14 protein-coding genes are annotated in these 17,811 nt (G+C 66.0%); 13 read left to right on the top strand and 1 reads right to left on the bottom strand.

Features of this window, described 5'->3' with window-relative positions:
* Positions 1 to 86: 86 nt before the first annotated feature.
* The gene (alr, locus tag AB0N24_RS02240; protein ID WP_364119865.1) at positions 87 to 1,295 is read left to right on the top strand and encodes an alanine racemase; all 1,209 of its coding nucleotides are present in this window, start codon (positions 87 to 89) and stop codon (positions 1,293 to 1,295) included.
* Positions 1,285 to 3,003 (top strand): PucR family transcriptional regulator, encoded by a 1,719-nt coding sequence (locus AB0N24_RS02235; protein WP_364120599.1) that lies wholly within the window; start codon positions 1,285 to 1,287, stop codon positions 3,001 to 3,003. The genes alr and AB0N24_RS02235 overlap by 11 nt, the downstream gene beginning before the upstream one ends.
* Here the strand turns inward: AB0N24_RS02235 and AB0N24_RS02230 are convergent.
* On the bottom strand, positions 2,910 to 3,776 hold the full coding sequence (locus tag AB0N24_RS02230; protein WP_364120596.1) for a nitrilase-related carbon-nitrogen hydrolase: 867 nt from the start codon (positions 3,774 to 3,776) through the stop codon (positions 2,910 to 2,912). The genes AB0N24_RS02235 and AB0N24_RS02230 overlap by 94 nt on opposite strands.
* A 218-nt stretch (positions 3,777 to 3,994) precedes the next feature.
* Between AB0N24_RS02230 and AB0N24_RS02225 the strand changes: the two genes are divergently transcribed.
* The 11 genes from AB0N24_RS02225 to AB0N24_RS02175 all read left to right on the top strand — a co-directional run bounded on the left by AB0N24_RS02225 (position 3,995) and on the right by AB0N24_RS02175 (position 17,741).
* Complete coding sequence (locus AB0N24_RS02225; protein WP_364119862.1) at positions 3,995 to 5,185, top strand: ROK family transcriptional regulator; 1,191 nt, start codon at positions 3,995 to 3,997, stop codon at positions 5,183 to 5,185.
* A gap of 130 nt (positions 5,186 to 5,315) precedes the next feature.
* A complete protein-coding gene (gene mmsA / locus AB0N24_RS02220; protein ID WP_364119859.1) occupies positions 5,316 to 6,875 on the top strand; it encodes a multiple monosaccharide ABC transporter ATP-binding protein in 1,560 nt (519 codons plus the stop codon).
* 45 nt (positions 6,876 to 6,920) lie between these two features.
* Positions 6,921 to 8,192, top strand: coding sequence for a multiple monosaccharide ABC transporter permease (mmsB, locus tag AB0N24_RS02215; protein WP_364119856.1), 1,272 nt, complete (start codon positions 6,921 to 6,923; stop codon positions 8,190 to 8,192).
* 50 nt (positions 8,193 to 8,242) lie between these two features.
* The gene (locus AB0N24_RS02210; RefSeq protein WP_364119853.1) at positions 8,243 to 9,340 is read left to right on the top strand and encodes a sugar-binding protein; all 1,098 of its coding nucleotides are present in this window, start codon (positions 8,243 to 8,245) and stop codon (positions 9,338 to 9,340) included.
* A gap of 200 nt (positions 9,341 to 9,540) precedes the next feature.
* On the top strand, positions 9,541 to 10,977 hold the full coding sequence (locus AB0N24_RS02205; RefSeq protein ID WP_364119850.1) for an FtsX-like permease family protein: 1,437 nt from the start codon (positions 9,541 to 9,543) through the stop codon (positions 10,975 to 10,977).
* Between the two features lie 2 nt (positions 10,978 to 10,979).
* Positions 10,980 to 11,687, top strand: a complete 708-nt coding sequence (locus AB0N24_RS02200) for an ABC transporter ATP-binding protein (protein ID WP_364119848.1) — start codon at positions 10,980 to 10,982, stop codon at positions 11,685 to 11,687.
* 198 nt (positions 11,688 to 11,885) lie between these two features.
* Positions 11,886 to 12,956 (top strand): Gfo/Idh/MocA family oxidoreductase, encoded by a 1,071-nt coding sequence (locus tag AB0N24_RS02195; protein ID WP_364119845.1) that lies wholly within the window; start codon positions 11,886 to 11,888, stop codon positions 12,954 to 12,956.
* Between the two features lie 131 nt (positions 12,957 to 13,087).
* On the top strand, positions 13,088 to 14,044 hold the full coding sequence (locus AB0N24_RS02190; RefSeq protein ID WP_364119842.1) for a hypothetical protein: 957 nt from the start codon (positions 13,088 to 13,090) through the stop codon (positions 14,042 to 14,044).
* An 84-nt stretch (positions 14,045 to 14,128) separates the two neighbouring features.
* Positions 14,129 to 15,802 carry a hypothetical protein gene (locus tag AB0N24_RS02185; RefSeq protein WP_364119839.1) on the top strand — a complete coding sequence of 558 codons (1,674 nt, stop codon included), beginning with the start codon at positions 14,129 to 14,131 and terminating at the stop codon, positions 15,800 to 15,802.
* A 230-nt stretch (positions 15,803 to 16,032) separates the two neighbouring features.
* Positions 16,033 to 17,241 carry a protein kinase gene (locus tag AB0N24_RS02180; protein ID WP_364119836.1) on the top strand — a complete coding sequence of 403 codons (1,209 nt, stop codon included), beginning with the start codon at positions 16,033 to 16,035 and terminating at the stop codon, positions 17,239 to 17,241.
* Positions 17,238 to 17,741, top strand: coding sequence for a mucin-associated surface protein (locus tag AB0N24_RS02175; RefSeq protein WP_364119833.1), 504 nt, complete (start codon positions 17,238 to 17,240; stop codon positions 17,739 to 17,741). Before AB0N24_RS02180 ends, AB0N24_RS02175 begins: the two co-directional genes overlap by 4 nt.
* Positions 17,742 to 17,811: the final 70 nt, after the last annotated feature.

Below are 17,811 nucleotides of genomic sequence, written 5' to 3'. Positions count from 1 at the left end.
TGAGTAGTTGTCGGTTTCCCCTTGGTCCAGCTTAGGTTTGTGAGCCACCTCTCACCGTTGTGCAAAATGCCCTATAGTGTTCTGGCATGAGACTTAATGCACACATCGAAAGCCCGCAGGCCGCGGCGCTGACCGGGCAGGTCAGCGTTGACCTTACGGCCATTTCGGACAACATCCGCAACCTCCGGGAGCGCTCCGCCGCACCGCATTTCATGGCCGTGGTGAAGGGCAACGCCTACGGCCACGGCCTGGTCGACGTCGCCCGGACAGCGCTGGAGGCCGGCGCGGACTGGCTGGGCACAGCGCAGCTTCACGAGGCGATCGCCCTTCGCCGGGCGGGCATCACCGCCCCCGTCCTGTCGTGGCTTTACCTCGCGGCGGCCTCCAGCGGGACGATCCGGGAGGCGCTGGAGTACGACGTCGATGTGTCGCTGGGCAGCGTTGCCCAGCTCGACGTCGTGGCCGGCGTTGCGCGCCGGCTGGGCCGTCCCGCCGTCGTCCATCTTGAACTGGACACGGGGCTGAGCCGCGGCGGGGCGCGGGCGGAGGACTGGGCGGAGCTCGTGGCCGCCGCCCGCTGTGCCGAGCGTGCGGGAACCCTGTCCGTCAGGGGCGTCTGGACCCACCTGGCCTGGGCCGATGTTCCCGCGCACCCCGCCAACATGGCAGCCGTGGACGCCTTCGAAGAAGCCGTCCGGGAGGCCAGGGCGGCAGGGCTGGAGCCGGCCCTCCGGCACGTCTCAAGCTCCGCCAACATCCTTGACCGGCCGGAATTCGCGTTCGACATGGTGCGGGCCGGCCTGGCGTTCTACGGGCTGGCTCCGGCGGACCACCTTGCTCCGGCCGATTTTGGCCTGCGCCCGGCACTGACCGTGACAGCGCCGGTGGTGTTGGTGAAGAAGGTGCCCGCCGGAACCGGCGTGAGCTACGAGCACCAGGCCTTCACGCACGAGCCGCGGTACCTGGGGCTGATCCCGCTGGGTTACGCGGACGGCATTCCGAAGGGCATTTCGGGCCGCAGCCTCATCCTCCTTGGCGGCCGCCGGGTCCCGGTGATCGGCAAGGTCTGCATGGACCAGTTCATGGTGGACCTGGGCCCGGATGCCAACGGCGTGGCCGTTGGTGACACAGCTGTGCTATTTGGCGATCCGCAGACCGGGGCGGCAAGCGCCGATGACTGGGGTGCGGCGATCGGCAGCCACGGCGACGAGATCATCAACCGGATCGCCCCGCGCCTGCCGCGTGCGTACGAGTGCCCGGATTACCAGGAAGCCGGTGGTCCCGTTGGCGGGTGAGGCGGCCGCCGAGCGTCTCGGCTTCGTCACGCTGGCGCAGTTCCTGCAGAAGCTGCCGGCGGAGCTGAAAATACTCCACGACGGCGGCAACGGCGCCGGGCTGCTCCGTTGGGTGGAACCGAGCGAGCTGGAGGACCCGACGCCGTACCTGCTCGACGGCGAATTCATCCTCACCGCCGGGCTGCCGTTCCTTGGCGACGGCGGCGCAGGAGGGAAGGTGGACGCCTACGTGGAGCGGCTGGTCGGCGCCGGCGTGGGTGCCTTGGGGTTCGGGCTGGAACCGTACTTTGATGCCGTGCCCGACGCCGTGGTTGACGCGTGCCGGCATCACAACCTGACGTTGGTGGAAGTTCCCAAGACTGTTCCGTTTGCGGCGATCGGGCTGGAATTCTCCCAGCTGCTGGAATCGGACAATGCCCGGGTGTTCCGGCAACTGGCGGACACCAACAGGCAGCTGATGCGCGCGGTCCTTTCGGCCAGGCCGGAACACGAGCTCCTGGCGGCGCTGGTGCAGCGGGTCCCGGTGTGGGCCCTGCTCGTGGGTGCGGACGGCCGGGTCCGCGCCCGGGCAGCAGCCGGCGGAAGTGCAGTCGGCGCAGCCGGCGCCGGCTCCACCAGCCCGGGAGGCGGACCGCGGAACGCGCCCGCCGCCGTCGAACTTTCCGCCCTGCAGCCGATACTGACAAAGCTGCTGGCCGGCAGCGGCCCCCGGGTGGAAATGGATTCCCTCGACGAGCCCGGTTCCGCCCTGTTGTTCGGCCATCCGCTCCGCAGCACCCGCGACGCCAACCTCGGCGCGCTGATCCTGGGATCCGGCAGTCCCCTCACGCCCGCGCAGAACAGCGTGGTGTCCTCTGTCGTCGGACTCCTGGAACTGCTGGTGCGGCAGCGGACCAGCGGCTCACTCGCGCCGAGCCAGCTGGCGACGGCGCTGCTGCTGCACCCGGACAGCGTGGCGTCCGGCGGGACCAGGCATGTCAACGGGCTCAAGGACCTCCTGGCGCAGAGCATTTCGTCCACGCGTTCGGCACCGCTGCGGGTCGTCCAGGGACTCAAAGCCGACGCCGACTGGCCGGCTGGCGACAGCCCCGTCCGGGAACTGCTGCAGTGGCGCCGGATGTTCGACACCAAGCTGGTGGAGATCACCGACTACGGCTTCGCCGCCATCACACGCCTCAAGGTGGACGACGCACTGCTGGCCGAGACGGAGAAGCTCGGCTGGCGGCTGGTGATCGGCGATGCCACGGAGTTCCAGGGGCTGGCGTCCGCATACCAGCGGGTGACTTCGCTGCGCGGGCGGGTGCAGGCAACCGGGAAGAGTGCCCGGGTGGACGAGGTGACGTGGTCGGTCGCCGGGCTGCTCGGACGCGAGGCAGGGAGCATGCTTGCCGCCCGGCTGCTGGAGCCGGTGCTCAGCCAGGAAGACCCTGAGCGGCGGTCCGCCCAGCTGGCGGTGCTGCGGACCTGGCTCGGCGAAAACGGGAGCTGGGACGCCACAGCGAAGGCCTTGGGACTCCACCGCAACAGTGTCCGCCGGCAGATCAATGCCCTCGCGGAACTGCTGGACACCGACCTCAACCAGGCCCAGGTGCGCGCGGAGCTCTGGTTCGCCCTTCAGTACGTGGACGAACCTCCGGCCGCGGATCCTTCCCCTGCCGCCGCGGGCCCGCGTACCGCGCCTGACCCGCGCGGTTCCCAGTCACGGTAGAGGTCCGGCCGGCGCTCCCGGAGGTACGGCACGGCGTCCCGCGCTTCTCGGGAGGCAGCTGCGGAGACCTCGGCGAACAACAGGTCCGCCGACGCCCCGGCCGCGGCCAGCAAAGATCCGTCGGGTCCGGCGATCACGCTGCCGCCCAGAAAGTCGCAGCCGTCCTCCGTGCCCGAATGATTGGCGTAGGCCACGGTCAGCTGGCTCTCCAGCGCCCGCGCGCGCAGCAGGACCTGCGGGACGGAATCGAACCCCTGCGACAGGGCCGTGGGAACCAGGAGCAGCTCGGCGCCGCGGACTGCGGCAGCACGCACGGCCTCCGGAAATTCGACGTCGTAGCAGATCACCATGGAGGTCCTGATCCCGTGGAAGTCCACGACGGCGGGAGGTTCGGTGGCAGCACTGAAGGCCTTGCGCTCCTCCGCGCCGAACAGGTGCACCTTGGCGTAGTTCAGCAGCTCTGCACCCTCTTGGTCCACGAGCGTGGAGGTGATCTGCCACCGGCCGTCTGCGGTCACGGCCGGCAGGCTGTACACCAGGGCGATGCCGTTCCGCCGGGCGATGTCGGCCAGCTGCCGGCGGATGGACGGCAGCCTGGCGGGGTCCAGTTCCGCCCGGATCCGAAGGGGCGCGTAACCCACGGCGAACAGTTCCGGCGTGACCAGCACCCGGGCCCCGGCCGCAGCGGCCCTTTGGGCGGCGTCATTGACTGCGCCGCAGTTGGCTTCCACATCGAGCACGGCGGAGTTCGCCTGCATCAGCGCCAGCAGCATCATTACCACCTCTAGAAGTCTCCGGGATGCCCGCGGGAACCCGCGGACTCTCTGTATCTACCAGCCTAGCCACGGGTCCCTGCGGTGGCCCAGGTGCATTTCCACCCGGAATCCGCGGCCCGCGGTGCGGAACGTCCGTAGGCGCCGGTCCGGCACCATGATTGCATGTTGCGTTAACTTCTTGACTACAACGGTGGAGATGGTGCACGCTTCATTGCATGCCCTCAACACCGCGCTCAACGAGGAGCCGAACCAAGAATCCTGGTTCACAGTCCGCATTGAGGCACCTGAACCAGCAACGGATCATCGAGTGCCTTCTGAACGGTCCGTCAACCCAGGCTGAACTCGCCCGGCAGACCGGCCTGTCCACGGCCACGGTCTCCAACATCGTCAAGATCATGCAGGACGCCGGGCTGGCGTCCACGGAACCGATCACCAGTTCCGGCCGGCGCGCACTGAACGTCCGGCTCAACAGCAACGGGGCCGTCGCCGTGGGGATCGACTTCGGCCGCCGCCACCTCCGGGTGGTCCTCGCCACGCTGAGCTACCACATCATCGCCGAAGAGTCGGTGCTGCTGCCGCTGGGCCACCACTACGACGAAGGCATCCGGGCCGCCGTCGACCTCCTGGCCAAACTGCTGGAGGAAAGCGGCGTGGAACGCAGCGCCGTGGTGGGTGCCGGCGTCGGAATTCCCGGTCCCATCGACCGCCGCACGGGCACGGTTGCGCAAGGCGCGATCCTCCCTGAGTGGGTGGGAATCAACATCCTCCAGCACCTTGAGGACACGCTGAATTTCCCCGTCTTTGTTGACAACGACGCCAATCTTGGCGCGCTCTCCGAGGTCACTTGGGGACCCCACAGTGGCATCAGTAACCTGATGTTCCTGAAGATCGGTTCGGGCATCGGCGCAGGCCTGATCCTCAACAGTGCCCCGTACTACGGCAACGTGGGCATCACCGGCGAAATCGGCCACGCCACTATCCATGAACACGGCCTCATCTGCCGCTGCGGAAATAGGGGATGCCTTGAAACCATTGCCTCCACAACCACCATGATCGAGCTCCTCAGCCGCGGCGAGGAGAAGCCGCTCAGCGCCGAAGACATCGTCCGCAAGGCGCTGGAGCGGGACTCCGCCACCCTGCGGGTAGTGGACGACGCAGGCCTGGCCGTAGGCCGCGCCTTGGGCAACGTGGCCAACCTCATCAACCCGGAAGTCATTGTGGTGGGCGGTCCGCTGGCCGGGTTGGGAGACCTGCTCCTGGACCCCATCCGACGGGGGCTTGTCCGCCACGCGGTGCCCGTAATCGGCGAGACCACCACGCTGACAATGTCCTCGCTGGGCGACCGGGCGGAGGCGCTCGGGGCTGCCGCACTCGTCTTCCAGCATGCGGGAATACGCCGCTCCTGATCGTTTCGTTATCTGGCTGTTGCGTTAAAGACTTGACGACAAGGGCTGTGATCCAGTTTACTTTTTCATCAGACGGCCCTGCGGTTTGCGGGGCGGACAACGAAGTCATGCATTGGAGGCGTAAGGGCATATGACGTCCCAGACCACGCACAGCGATCCGATACTTCTCGAGATGCGCTCCATCACCAAGGAATTCCCCGGCGTTAAAGCTTTGTCCGAGGTAAGCCTGCGGGTGAAGGCCGGCGAGATCCACGCAATCTGCGGTGAGAACGGCGCCGGCAAGTCCACCCTCATGAAAGTCCTGTCCGGCGTGTATCCGTACGGCAGCTACGACGGCGACATCGTCTACCAAAACGAGGTTCAGCAGTTCAAGGACATCCGCGCCAGCGAGCATGCCGGCATCGTGATCATCCACCAGGAACTGGCGCTCATTCCCGAGCTGTCCATCATGGAGAACATCTTCCTGGGCAACGAACCCACCAAGCGCGGCGTGATCGACTGGGCCGAGGCCCGGACCCGGTCCAGGGAGCTGCTGGCCAGGGTGGGGCTGCGCGAAGATCCCGATACCGCCATCAAGGAAATCGGCGTTGGCAAGCAGCAGCTGGTGGAAATCGCCAAGGCACTGAGCAAGTCGGTAAAACTGCTGATTCTGGACGAGCCGACGGCAGCCCTGAACGAATCCGATTCCCAGCACCTGCTGGATCTCATGCTGGGGCTCAAGGGCCGCGGCATCACGTCCATCATCATTTCCCACAAGCTCAACGAGATCGAACAGATCGCCGACTCCATCACCATCATCCGTGACGGCAAGTCCATCGAGACCCTCGATGTGAAGGCCGACGGCGTTGACGAGGACCGCATCATCAAGGGCATGGTGGGCCGGACGCTGGAATCCCGGTTCCCGGACCACGAGCCCAAGATCGGCGAGGTGTTCTTCGAGGTCAAGGACTGGAACGTGGGCCACCCGCAGATCCAGGACCGGATGGTCTGCAAGAGCTCCAACTTCTTCGTTCGCCGCGGCGAGATCGTCGGCTTCGCCGGGCTGATGGGCGCCGGCCGCACCGAGCTGGCACGCTCGGTCTTCGGCCGCTCGTACGGACGGTTCATCTCGGGCCATATCTACAAGGACGGCAAGGAGGTCACGCTCCGCACCGTACGCCAGGCGATCGACAGCGGACTTGGCTACGTCACAGAGGACCGCAAGTCCCTCGGCCTGAACCTCCTCGATGACATCAAGACCACCACCGTCGCGGCCAACCTCAAGAAGATCAGCAAGCACAACGTGGTGGATCCCAACAAGGAGTTCACCGTTGCGGAGCAGTACCGCAAGTCCCTGCGGACCAAGACGCCCTCGGTGGAAGAAGGCGTCGCCAAGCTCTCGGGCGGCAACCAGCAGAAAGTGGTGCTCGCGAAATGGATGTTCACCGACCCGGACCTGCTGATTCTTGACGAGCCCACCCGCGGCATCGATGTCGGCGCCAAGTACGAGATCTATGGCATCATCCAGCAGCTGGCCAACCAGGGCAAGGGAGTGATCGTGATTTCCTCCGAGCTGCCGGAGCTGCTTGGCCTCTCCGACCGCATCTACACCATCTTCGAAGGCGCCATCACAGGTGTCCTGGACAAGGATGACGCCAGCCAGGAAAGCCTGATGAAGCTCATGACATCCGCCCGCAAGACCGCCGCCTGACCCTGTGGATACTTCCAGAACCTTCCAGACACAAGGACCGAAACAATGAACGCGCTCAAGAAGCTCTTTGGCGGAAACACCCGCCAATTCGGCATGATCTTCGCCCTGGTTGCACTGATCGTCTTTTTCCAGATTTTCACTGAGGGCCGCACGCTCACCCCGGGCAACGTCATCAACCTCTTCAACGGCAACTCCTACATCCTGATCCTGGCCATCGGCATGGTCCTGGTGATCATTGCCGGCCACATCGACCTCTCTGTCGGCTCCGTGGCCGCCTTCGTCGGCGTCACCGTGGCCCTGGCGATCCGTGACTGGGGGATCCCCTGGTACGCCGGCGTCCTGCTGGGCCTGGCCCTCGGGGCGCTGATCGGAGCCTGGCAAGGGTTCTGGACAGCTTATGTGGGCATCCCTGCCTTCATCGTCACCCTGGCCGGCATGCTGCTGTTCCGCGGTTTCAACCAGTTCGTCGGCAAGTCCAACACCATCCCGGTCCCCAACGACTTCCAGTACCTCGGATCCGGCTACCTCCCCGAGGTGGGGCCCAGCACCGGGTACAACAACCTCACCCTGCTCCTGGGCCTGCTGGCCGTGGCCTGGGTAGTGTTCAGCGAAGTCCGTTCACGCCGCCGGGCCATCGCGCTGGGTGCCGAAGTCCCCGAATCCTGGGTGATGATCCTCAAGCTGGTCCTGATCTGCGGTGCCATCCTGTACGCCACGTACCTGTTCGCCACCGGCCGCCCGGGCACGTCCTTCCCCATCCCCGGCCTGATCCTCGCCGTCCTGGTCATCATCTACGGCTTCATCTCGTCCAAGACCATCGTCGGCCGCCACATCTACGCTGTGGGCGGCAACCGGCACGCCGCCGAACTCTCAGGCGTCCAGTCCAAGAAGGTCAACTTCCTGGTGATGATGAACATGTCCATCCTGGCCGGCCTGGCCGGCATGATCTTCGTTGGCCGCTCCACCGCCTCCGGCCCGTTCGACGGCGTCGGCTGGGAACTGGACGCCATCGCGGCTGTTTTCATCGGCGGCGCCGCCGTGACCGGCGGCGTGGGCACCGTGATCGGCTCGATCGTCGGTGGCCTGGTCATGGCCGTGCTGAACAACGGCCTGCAGCTCCTGGGCGTCGGCGCAGACCTCACCCAGATCATCAAGGGCCTGGTGCTCCTGATCGCCGTCGCCTTCGACGTCTACAACAAGACCCAGGGCAAGAAGTCGATCATCGGCATGATGATGAAGAACTTCGGCCGCACCAGCACCGAGCTGCAGCCGGACGAGACCACGGCCACGAAGGACGTCATCCGCAAGGAAGCCTGAGCGCTTCCCCACGATTCTCCGCACACCATCTAAAGAAAGTGAACCAAGCAATGCAAATGATTGGTAAAGCAGGAAAGGCAGCAGCGATCGCTGCTATTGCGGCACTGGCGCTGACAGCCTGCGGCCGTGCCGAAACCGGCACCACGGGTGGTAGCAGCGGCGGCGAGGCATTCCCCAAGAACTCCTCGATCGGCGTCGCACTCCCCCAGAAGACCAGTGAAAACTGGGTGCTGGCCGAGAAGCTGTTCAACGACGGCCTGAACGGAGCCGGCTTCAAAGCCGACGTGCAGTTCGCCAACGGCGGCGTCTCCGAGCAGCAGAACCAGATCAGCGCCATGGTCACCAAGGGTGCAAAGGTCATCATCGTGGGTGCCATCGACGGCGCCCAGCTGGGTACCCAGCTCAAGCAGGCCAAGGACTCCGGCGCCACCATCATCGCCTACGACCGCCTGCTCCTGAACACCGAGAACGTGGACTACTACGTGGCCTACGACAACTTCAAGGTGGGTGAGCTACAGGGGCAGGCGCTGCTGGACGGCATGAAGGCCAAGAAGCCTTCCGGCCCGTACAACATCGAACTGTTCGCCGGTTCCCCGGATGACGCCAACGCGAAGGTCTTCTTCGACGGCGCCATGAGCATCCTCCAGCCGAAGATCGACGACGGAACGCTGAAGGTGCTGTCCGGCCAGAAGTCCTTCGGGCAGGCCGTTACCCAGGGCTGGAAGGCGGAGAACGCCCAGCGTAGGGCCGACACCCTGCTGACGGGCAGCTACGGCACCGCTTCCCTGGACGGTGTCCTGTCCCCGAACGACACCCTGGCGCGTGCAGTCCTGACGTCCGTCAAGGCTGCGGGCAAGCCGCTTCCGGTCATCACCGGCCAGGACTCCGAGGTTGAGTCCGTCAAGTCGATCATGGCCGGCGAGCAGTACTCCACCATCAACAAGGACACCCGCAAGCTCGTTGAGCACGCGATCACCATGGTCAAGGACATCCAGGCCGGCAAGACGCCGGAGATCAACGATGACAAGTCCTACAACAACACGGTCAAGACCGTTCCCGCCTACCTGCTGGAGCCGGTCATCGTGACCAAGGAGAACGTCAAGACGGCCTACGTCGACGATCCGGTACTCGGCCCGATCACCAAGTAGTCCGCGCTTCGGCGCCTGCGAGTCAAGGGCCCCGGCCCGCCCGAGAGGGTGGGACCGGGGCTCTTGCGTTCCCCGGACCGCACAGCCGCCCGGTCTTCACAGCGCATTCATAGCTTCGGCCCGTCCTCCGCACAGCCACGAGCACCAATGTGGGATCAGCACGCCGGCCATCCTGTCCGGCCAGAGATCCTAGGAGTACCGTGAGCGTCCTCGCCCGAAGTGTAGGCAATGCCTTCAGAAACAAGGTCCGAACCGGGGCCGTGGTGGCGGTGTTGGCCGTGGCAATCGGCCTGGCCCTGTCCATGCTGGTGGCCAACCAGGCAGTTGCCGCCAGAGTCACGGAACTGAACGCCTCGGTGGGCACCGTGCTGACCGTCAACCCGGCGGGCGGCCAGGGCTTCGAAGGCGGCGGTGAACCGCTCACGGCTGAACAGGCCGCAACCGCGGCCGCCGTACCCAACGTTACCGGCGTGGTCGGCACCAAGGCGCTGCGCCTGCGCAACGCAACCGAGGCAGCCGCGCAGGCGGCCACCGGCGCCCAGACAACCGGACCCGGCGGCCAGAGCACCACCACGCTGACCACCAGCCTCACCCCCGCCGTCGACGCCGGAACCCTCGGCAACCGCAACCAGGCCAGCCAGGGCACCACCGGGTCCACCGGAACCACCCAGCGGGCGCGGACCATGTCGCTGCCCATCACCGCCACCGGAATCGGCGCCGAGGTGGACAGCACGGGCAAGGCCCTGACGATCACCGAGGGTTCCGGCCTGGGCGACTACACCGCCGAGTCAACCAACGCGCTCCTGGGCACCACCCTCGCCGAAAAAAACGGCCTCAAGGTGGGCTCCACGTTCACCATCAATGACCAGACCTACACAGTGGCCGGCCTGTTCGACGCCGGCACCACGTTCGGCAACAACGCCCTGTACCTGACGCTTCCCTCCGCCCAGACACTGGCTGAACTGCCCGGTGAACTGTCCACGATGATCGTCACGGTGAACAGCATGGAGAACGTGGACGCCGCCAAGACCGCGCTCCAGGGCGCCCTCGGTACAGATAAAGCCGACGTCACCCAGGGCCAGCGCAACCTTGAGACGGCCGTCAGCTCCCTGGACAGCGTCAAGAACATCTCACTGATCGCGTTCGTCGCCGCACTGGGCACGGCCGGCCTGATCATCCTCCTGATCATGGTGATGCTGGTCCGCGAGCGCCGTCGCGAAATCGGTGTGCTCAAGGCGATCGGCGCCCCCAACCGCACCGTCGGACTCCAGTTCGTCCTCGAGGCGCTGGTCCTGGTGGCGCTCGGCAGCGTGGTGGGTGCCGCCGTCGCCTCCTTCGCCAGCGGCGGCATCGCCTCCGCCCTGATCAGCTCCAATTCATCGACGACGACGGCGGCCACCACCGGGCGCGGCATGCCGGGAGGGGCGGCCGGTTTCCCCGGCGGCGGGGCCGGTCTTCCCTCTGGGGGGCCGTTCGGCGGAGCGTCCCAGCTCCTGACGACCGTCACCGCGAGCGCCTCCCCGGGCGTGATCGCCGCCGGTATCGCCGCAGTGTTCGGCGTCGCCATCATCGGTGCGCTGGTCCCGGCGCTCCTGACAGCACGCATCCGCCCCATCGAAGTCCTCCGAGGAGAGTAGCCATGATCGAAGTCAAGAATCTCGTCCGCACCTTCAAGTCCGGCGACCGCACCATCAAACCCGTCAACGACGTCAGCTTCGAACTCGAACAGGGCACGCTCGCCTCCATCGTGGGCAAGAGCGGCAGCGGCAAGAGCACGCTGCTGTCACTGCTGGGTGCGCTGGACAAGCCCACCAGCGGAGACGTCGTGGTCAACGGCGTCAGCCTGGCAAGCATGCCGGACGGCAAACTGACCGAGTACCGGCGCCGCGACATCGGCTTCGTTTTCCAGCAGTTCAATCTGATCCCCAACCTGTCCGCCGTGGACAACGTGATGCTGCCCATGGAGTTCGCGGGGGTCCGCAAGGCCGCGCGGCTTGCACGGGCCAAGCAACTGCTGGAGCAGGTGCAGCTGGATCCGGAGAAGCACGTGCGCCGCATCAACCGCCTGTCCGGCGGCGAGCAGCAGCGTGTAGCGATTGCCCGCGCGCTGGCCAATGAGCCGAAGCTCATCCTCGCGGACGAGCCGACCGGCAACCTGGACGAGCAGACCGGTGACCACATCATCGAGCTCCTCAGCTCGCTCAGCCGCGACCACAACACCACCATCCTGGTGGTCACGCACGACAGGGCACTGGCCAACAAGACGGACCGCCGGTTTCGGCTGCAGCAGGGGCGCCTCACCGAAGAGCCGGCACGCACCCGGGTGGGAATGGCCGCGTCGGCGTAGGCGGGAGCTGAGGGAGGGCAGGCGGGAGCGCCCGGGAGCGTCGGCGGGAGCTAAGGGAGGGCCGATTTGAACCCTCTCTCAGCTCCTGCAGTCTTTAAGGCAACCCTCTCTCACTTTTCGCACGAAATATTCGGACGCTCTCTCACTACTTGCGCGTATTTCCTGAACGCTCTCTCAGCTGAGTGAGAGGATGGCACAATGAGTGCCCCTATCGCGCAGCCGTGGCTGTTCAGCCAGTCCGACCAGGATCCCCGTTCCGCCACAGGACGCACTCTGAGGTGGGGCGTAGTAGCAACAGGAGGCATTGCCCAAGCGGTGGTGCAGGACCTCGTCCAACTCGCCGATGCGGAACTCTACGCGGTCAGCTCCCGCACGCAGGCTACCGCTGATGCGTTCGCGGCCAAGTACGGTTTTGCCAAAACGTACGGTGACGATGCCAGCGGCACAGGCTACCAGCGGCTGTTGGCGGACAGCGCCGTGGATGTGGTCTATGTGGCCACTCCCCACGCCCAGCACTACGAAGTTGCACTGGCCGCACTCAATGCAGGCAAGCACGTGCTGTGCGAAAAGGCCCTGACCATCAACGCGCGGGAAGCTGCCGAGCTCGTGGCCCTTGCACGGTCCAGGAAGCTGTTCCTGATGGAAGCCATGTGGAGCCGGTTCCTGCCCAGCATGCAGCGAGCGTTCGATATCGCGGCGTCCGGGGAACTCGGATCCGTCCAGTGGGTCAACGCGGATCTCGGATTCCCGGCGGTCTACTCCCCCACCGCACGTATCTGGGCCCTCAACGACGGCGGCGGCGCACTCCTCGATCTGACGGTTTACCCCCTGTTGTGGGCATTGGGAACCTTGGGCCTGCCTCAGTCCGTCAGTGCCACAGGCACTGTAAACGACGACGGCGTGGATGCCCAGAACGCGTTGACGCTCGGATACCACCACGGAGCGCAGGCCCAACTGACATCGTCCCTCACTGCCTACGGTCCGCGAACAGCCACCGTCGCTGGAAGCCTGGGGTATTTGCAGTCCATCGGTTCAATCAATAACCCCAGGGAACTGCTGGTAAGGATCGGCATGGAGGAACCGCGGATTGAACGCTTCGACGTTGTCGGCCGTGGCTACACCTACGAGCTCCGCGAGGTCACGCGCTGCATCCAGCAGGAACTCACGGAGAGCCCGGTCATGCCGCTTGAGGATTCGCTGAATGTCATGCGGCTGTTCGACGGCGTCCGTGCGCAGCTCGGCGTGGCCTACCCGAATGATGCGCGCTAACCCGGCCCGCCGGTCATCGGAAAATAATCAATTCGCCGGACTATTAACCGAAAACTCTGGACTCCTGCTCTTTGTCGTGCCTAGGCTGTAGGCATCGTCGATTTTTCGAGGAGCATCGGGGGGTGTCGCGGATGGAATCAGCACGTTCGCCATGGCGCACGCTCCGTCCCTTGCTCCTTGCAGGCGCGGCAGCAACGGCGTGGCTGGCACTTTCAGCCCCAGCTGCCAACGCCGAGTCGACACCCGATACCGGTTCGCTGTTGGGCACCATCAGCTCGTCTGTTTCGTCGGTGGCCGGAACAGCCGCTACCCCCGTCAACGATGCCCTGGCCTCCGTCGGGCACGCTGTCGCCGGACCTCCAGCCCAACCGGCAGCTCCCGAATCGGCCGGCATGCTTCAGCCTCTTACCGGCGCGGCAACCGGAACCGTGGACTACTTCATCGACGCGGTTCCGGTGGTGGACCAGATTGTGCCCAGCGGGACCAGCGGCACGGTCACGTCACCGGTAATCGCGGCAGCTGACACGTTTGTGGCCGAAGCCGCTCACGCCGTTTTGCCCGCCGCGGGCGATGCCCTGCCCGTTCTTGAACCGGTCCTTGAGCCGGTGGACGAGCTGCTGGCGGGCACAGATACGCTGCCACTCCCTCTTCCGGGTAGTGAAGCCCTGGCCCCGGGACTTGCGGCCGTTACGGATTCTTCCGCTTTCGACGGCGTTTTCGGCACCGAAGTCGGGCTAGCCCCGGGCGTGCAGTTGGACGCCATCCCCCTCAGTTACCGGTTGTCGCTAACGCCGGAGTCCGCGCTATCGTTGCCGGTCGCCAACCTTGGCTCGGCGCGTTCTTCTGCGCCTGCCTGGAGCCCTGAATCCCCCGGCAACGGCGACGGCACTGCAGGCCCTTATAAGCTTCCGGCTGTTCCGGGCTCAGGTTCGGGGACCAGCCAGTCGTCCGGCGCGGGCCCGGGCGGCTCCGCTTGGCTTTCCACTTTCCACCTGGACGTTCCACTGACCGGTGTATTCCCCGTCAGCGGCCCCTTGCAGAATTCCCCTGCGCCGGTGTCTTTCGACCCCGGTTCATCTCCTGATTAGTTGGGCCTCCCCTGCGCCTATGCGCGGAAAACGGCCACTTGGGCTGCCTTGGGCGGCCAACAACAACTTTCAGGAGAAATCACAATGCACGCACATATCCGCAGAGGGCTGCTCAGCACCCTCTTTGCCGGAGGGTTACTAGCCCTCGGCACCACCGCTGCCAGCGCAGCGGATACAACGAGCGGGTCGGATGGTCTCACATCCGGCACTACCGCCACGGTCTCAGCGGCGGTTGCCGCAAACTCGTCGTTGGGCCTACTGGGTGACTCAACGCCGGAAAACACCACCGCTGACCTCGGCGCAGTTGTCGACGTCAATCTCGGCACCGGCAACGGCACCACGCGTACCGACGCCACGACGGCTGACGTCGCCGCAGTTGTAGACCTCGGGCTCGGCACCAACAACGGCACCACCGGAGCCGATACCACCACCGCTGACCTGGGCGCAGTCGTCGACGTCAACCTTGGCGCCGGCAACGGCACCACGGGTACCGACGCCACCACAGCTGACCTCGCCGCAGTTGTAGACCTCGGGCTCGGCACCAACAACGTCGGGACAGCAGGAACCGACAACACCACCGCCGACCTCGCCGCTGTCGTAGACCTTGGCCTCGGCACCACGGGTACCGACACGACCACAGCTGACCTCGCCGCCGTCGTAGACCTTGGCAACGGCACCGGCACCACGGGTACCGACGCCACGACGGCTAACGTCGCGGCAGTTGTAGATCTCGGCCTCGGTACCACGGGTACCGACACGACCACAGCTGACCTCGGCGCCGTTGTAGACCTCGGGCTCGGCACCAACAACGGCACCAGCGGAGCCGATACCACCACCGCTGACCTGGGCGCAGTCGTCGACGTTAACCTTGGCGCCGGCAACGGCACCACGGGTACCGACGCCACGACGGCTAACGTCGCGGCAGTTGCCGACGTCAACCTCGGCACCGGCAACGTCGGGACAGCAGGAACCGACAACACCACCGCCGACCTCGCCGCTGCTGTGGACGTCAACCTTGGCGCCGGCAACGGTACCACGGGTACCGACACGACCACAGCTGACCTCGCCGCCGTCGTAGACCTTGGCCTCGGTACCGGCACCACGGGTACCGACACGACCACAGCTGACCTCGCCGCCGTCGTAGACCTTGGCCTCGGCACCGGCACCACGGGTACCGACACGACCACAGCTGACCTCGCCGCCGTCGTAGACCTTGGCCTCGGCACCGGCAGCGCCGGAACCGATGTCACCGCAGTCGTGGACCTCGGGCTCGGCACCGGCACCACCGGAACTGATACTGCCGTGGATCTGGGAGTCGGCCTCGGTGTGGGCGGCTCAACCGATACGGGGACCGGCACCACTGGCGACCTCGGGATCGACCTCGGCATTGATCTGGGTATCGGCGGACCCGCCACCGGTGGCACCGTCCCCGGTGGCACCGTCCCCGGTGGCACCGTCCCGGGTGGTACCGTCCCGGGTGCAACCAACCCCGGCGCTCCTGCTACGGGCGTCGAGCCGGGCGGCAACGTCCCGGGCACCAACGCCCCGGGCATCAACCCCGGCGGTGCAGCTACCGGAACCGGCATGAATCCCTCGGCTGCAACGGTGGCCGCCACGGGAGCCAAGGCCACGGCAGGCACTAGTGCACCGATGCTCGCCAACACGGGGGCCAACGTTGAACTGTTGACTGCGGCCCTGCTTCTCCTCGCGGCGGGCATGATCATCACGCTCGTGCTGTACCGGCGGAAGAAGGCCTAGTCCGGGAACGGACAGGATGACGGGCGCCGCCCGCATCCTGTCCGGCCAGGATCTAGGAATATTCAAGGGAACGGCCCGGGAAGCCCGCAAAGCCTCCCGGGCCAGGCCGCTGCCCGCGGCGATTCCGGCACACGCACCAGAACTACCAAGCAGCCTTATGAAAACTGATAGCAGTGCCCGTATCATTCTTGGAGTGCGTTCCGCCGGAACGCTGAAAAGGATGGCACATCGTGGAGAGTTCGCCCAGTGATACGGCAGAGGTCCTAGGCGGCCGCTATCGTCTCGGCGAGGTCATCGGACGCGGTGGCATGGCATCGGTCTACACGGCCAGGGACGAGAACCTCGGCCGGGACGTTGCACTGAAGCTCTTTGCCCCGCAATCCACCGACGCCGACGAACTCAAGCGCCAAGAGGCGGAGATCGAACTCCTCGCCACGCTGAACCACCCGAGCCTCGTGACGCTGTTCGATGCGGGCATCGATTCCCGTGTGCCTGAGGAGCCCCGCCCGTTCCTCACCATGGAGCTGATTGAGGGGCAGGACCTCCGGACCCGGATCCGGCACAGTCCCGTGCCGCTGGATGAACTGGCGGTGATCGGAGCCGGCGTGGCCGATGCCTTGGCCTACATCCATAACCTGGGCATCATCCATCGCGACATCAAGCCGGCCAATATCCTGCTGGTGCAGGTCCGGCCGGGTGAACCCCTGCGTCCCAAACTGACGGATTTCGGCATCGCCAGGATCATCGACGGCACACGGCTGACCGCGACCGGGACCATGGTGGGGACAGCCGCCTACCTGAGCCCGGAACAGGCACGGGGCGCGGACCTGGGTCCCGCCAGCGACATCTATTCCCTTGGCCTGGTATTGCTCGAATGCATCAAGGGCGCGGTGGAGTATCCGGGAGGCGCCATTGAATCCGCCGTGGCGCGCCTGCACCGTTCCCCGGAAATCCCCGGCAGCGTTCCCGCCGAATGGTCCAGGCTCATCAGCTCCATGACGGACCTGAACCCGCTGGACCGTCCGTCGGCCGCCGATCTTGAGACCGCCCTCCGGCAGGCCTTGGTCTCACCGGAATCCGCGCCCGGCGCCATGGCTGGGGAGCCCACGCGGGTACTTCCCGCACCCCCTTCGCGTCCGCCCCTTGCTGTCCCGGAAAACATCAGGACAGCGGATTGGGAGACCGGCCCGCGCACCACCGCTCCCAGGAAGGCCACGGGACGCAGCCCGGTGCGCACCAGCACCGCCCAGCGCCTTCGAACGCTGGGCAGACGAGGCAAGCTGGCTGCCGCATTGGCCGTGCTGGCAGCCCTGGCGGTTGCCGCCGTGATCATCCTCTCCGTCAATACACCCGAAACACCGGCTCCTGTTCAATACCCGGCGGTCACCGGCACCCTCGGAGAACACCTCGACCAGCTACAGAAGAGCGTGGAACCGTGAGTTCATCGTCGATGCCCCGCCCCCGGCAGTTGTCGCACAAGCCCTGGCGGACAGTCCTGGCTGCGGGTCTGATTTCGGCTGTTCTGGCTGGCTGCGGCACAGCAGCCCCCGACCTCCAAAAGGATGCCGCCCAGCAATTGCAGGCCAAGGTGCTGACGGTTTCCGAGGCCGCTGCCGGAAATGATCCGGCTGCAGCCATGAAATCCCTGGACGAGCTCGTTGCGCAGCTTGACGCCTCGGCGGCCGACGGAAGCGTATCCTTCAAACGCCACCAGAGCATCATGAAGGCCATCGAAGCAGTCCGCGCCGACCTGGCAGCGGCGCAGGCTCAAGCCGAAGCTGCCGCGGCGGAAGCTGCGGCCGCAGAAGCAGCTGCCGCAGCCGCCGCCCAGGCCTCGCAGGCTGCCGCGCAGCCGCCGGCCCAGGTCCCGGCTCCAGCACCCGCGCAGGGAAATTCCGGGCCGGGCAAAGGCGAAAAAGGCAAAGACAAGGACGACTGAAACCGGCTCTCCGCCACCGGACTTCAACCGTCCCTGCCTTGACCCGCCAGCGCGGAACGCGCAGACATAC

Source organism: Arthrobacter sp. NPDC093128 (assembly GCF_040683875.1).
Classification (GTDB): Bacteria; Actinomycetota; Actinomycetes; order Actinomycetales; family Micrococcaceae; genus Arthrobacter.
Note: the sequence above shows the minus strand (reverse complement) of the source record. Positions and strands in the feature narration are given on the sequence as shown.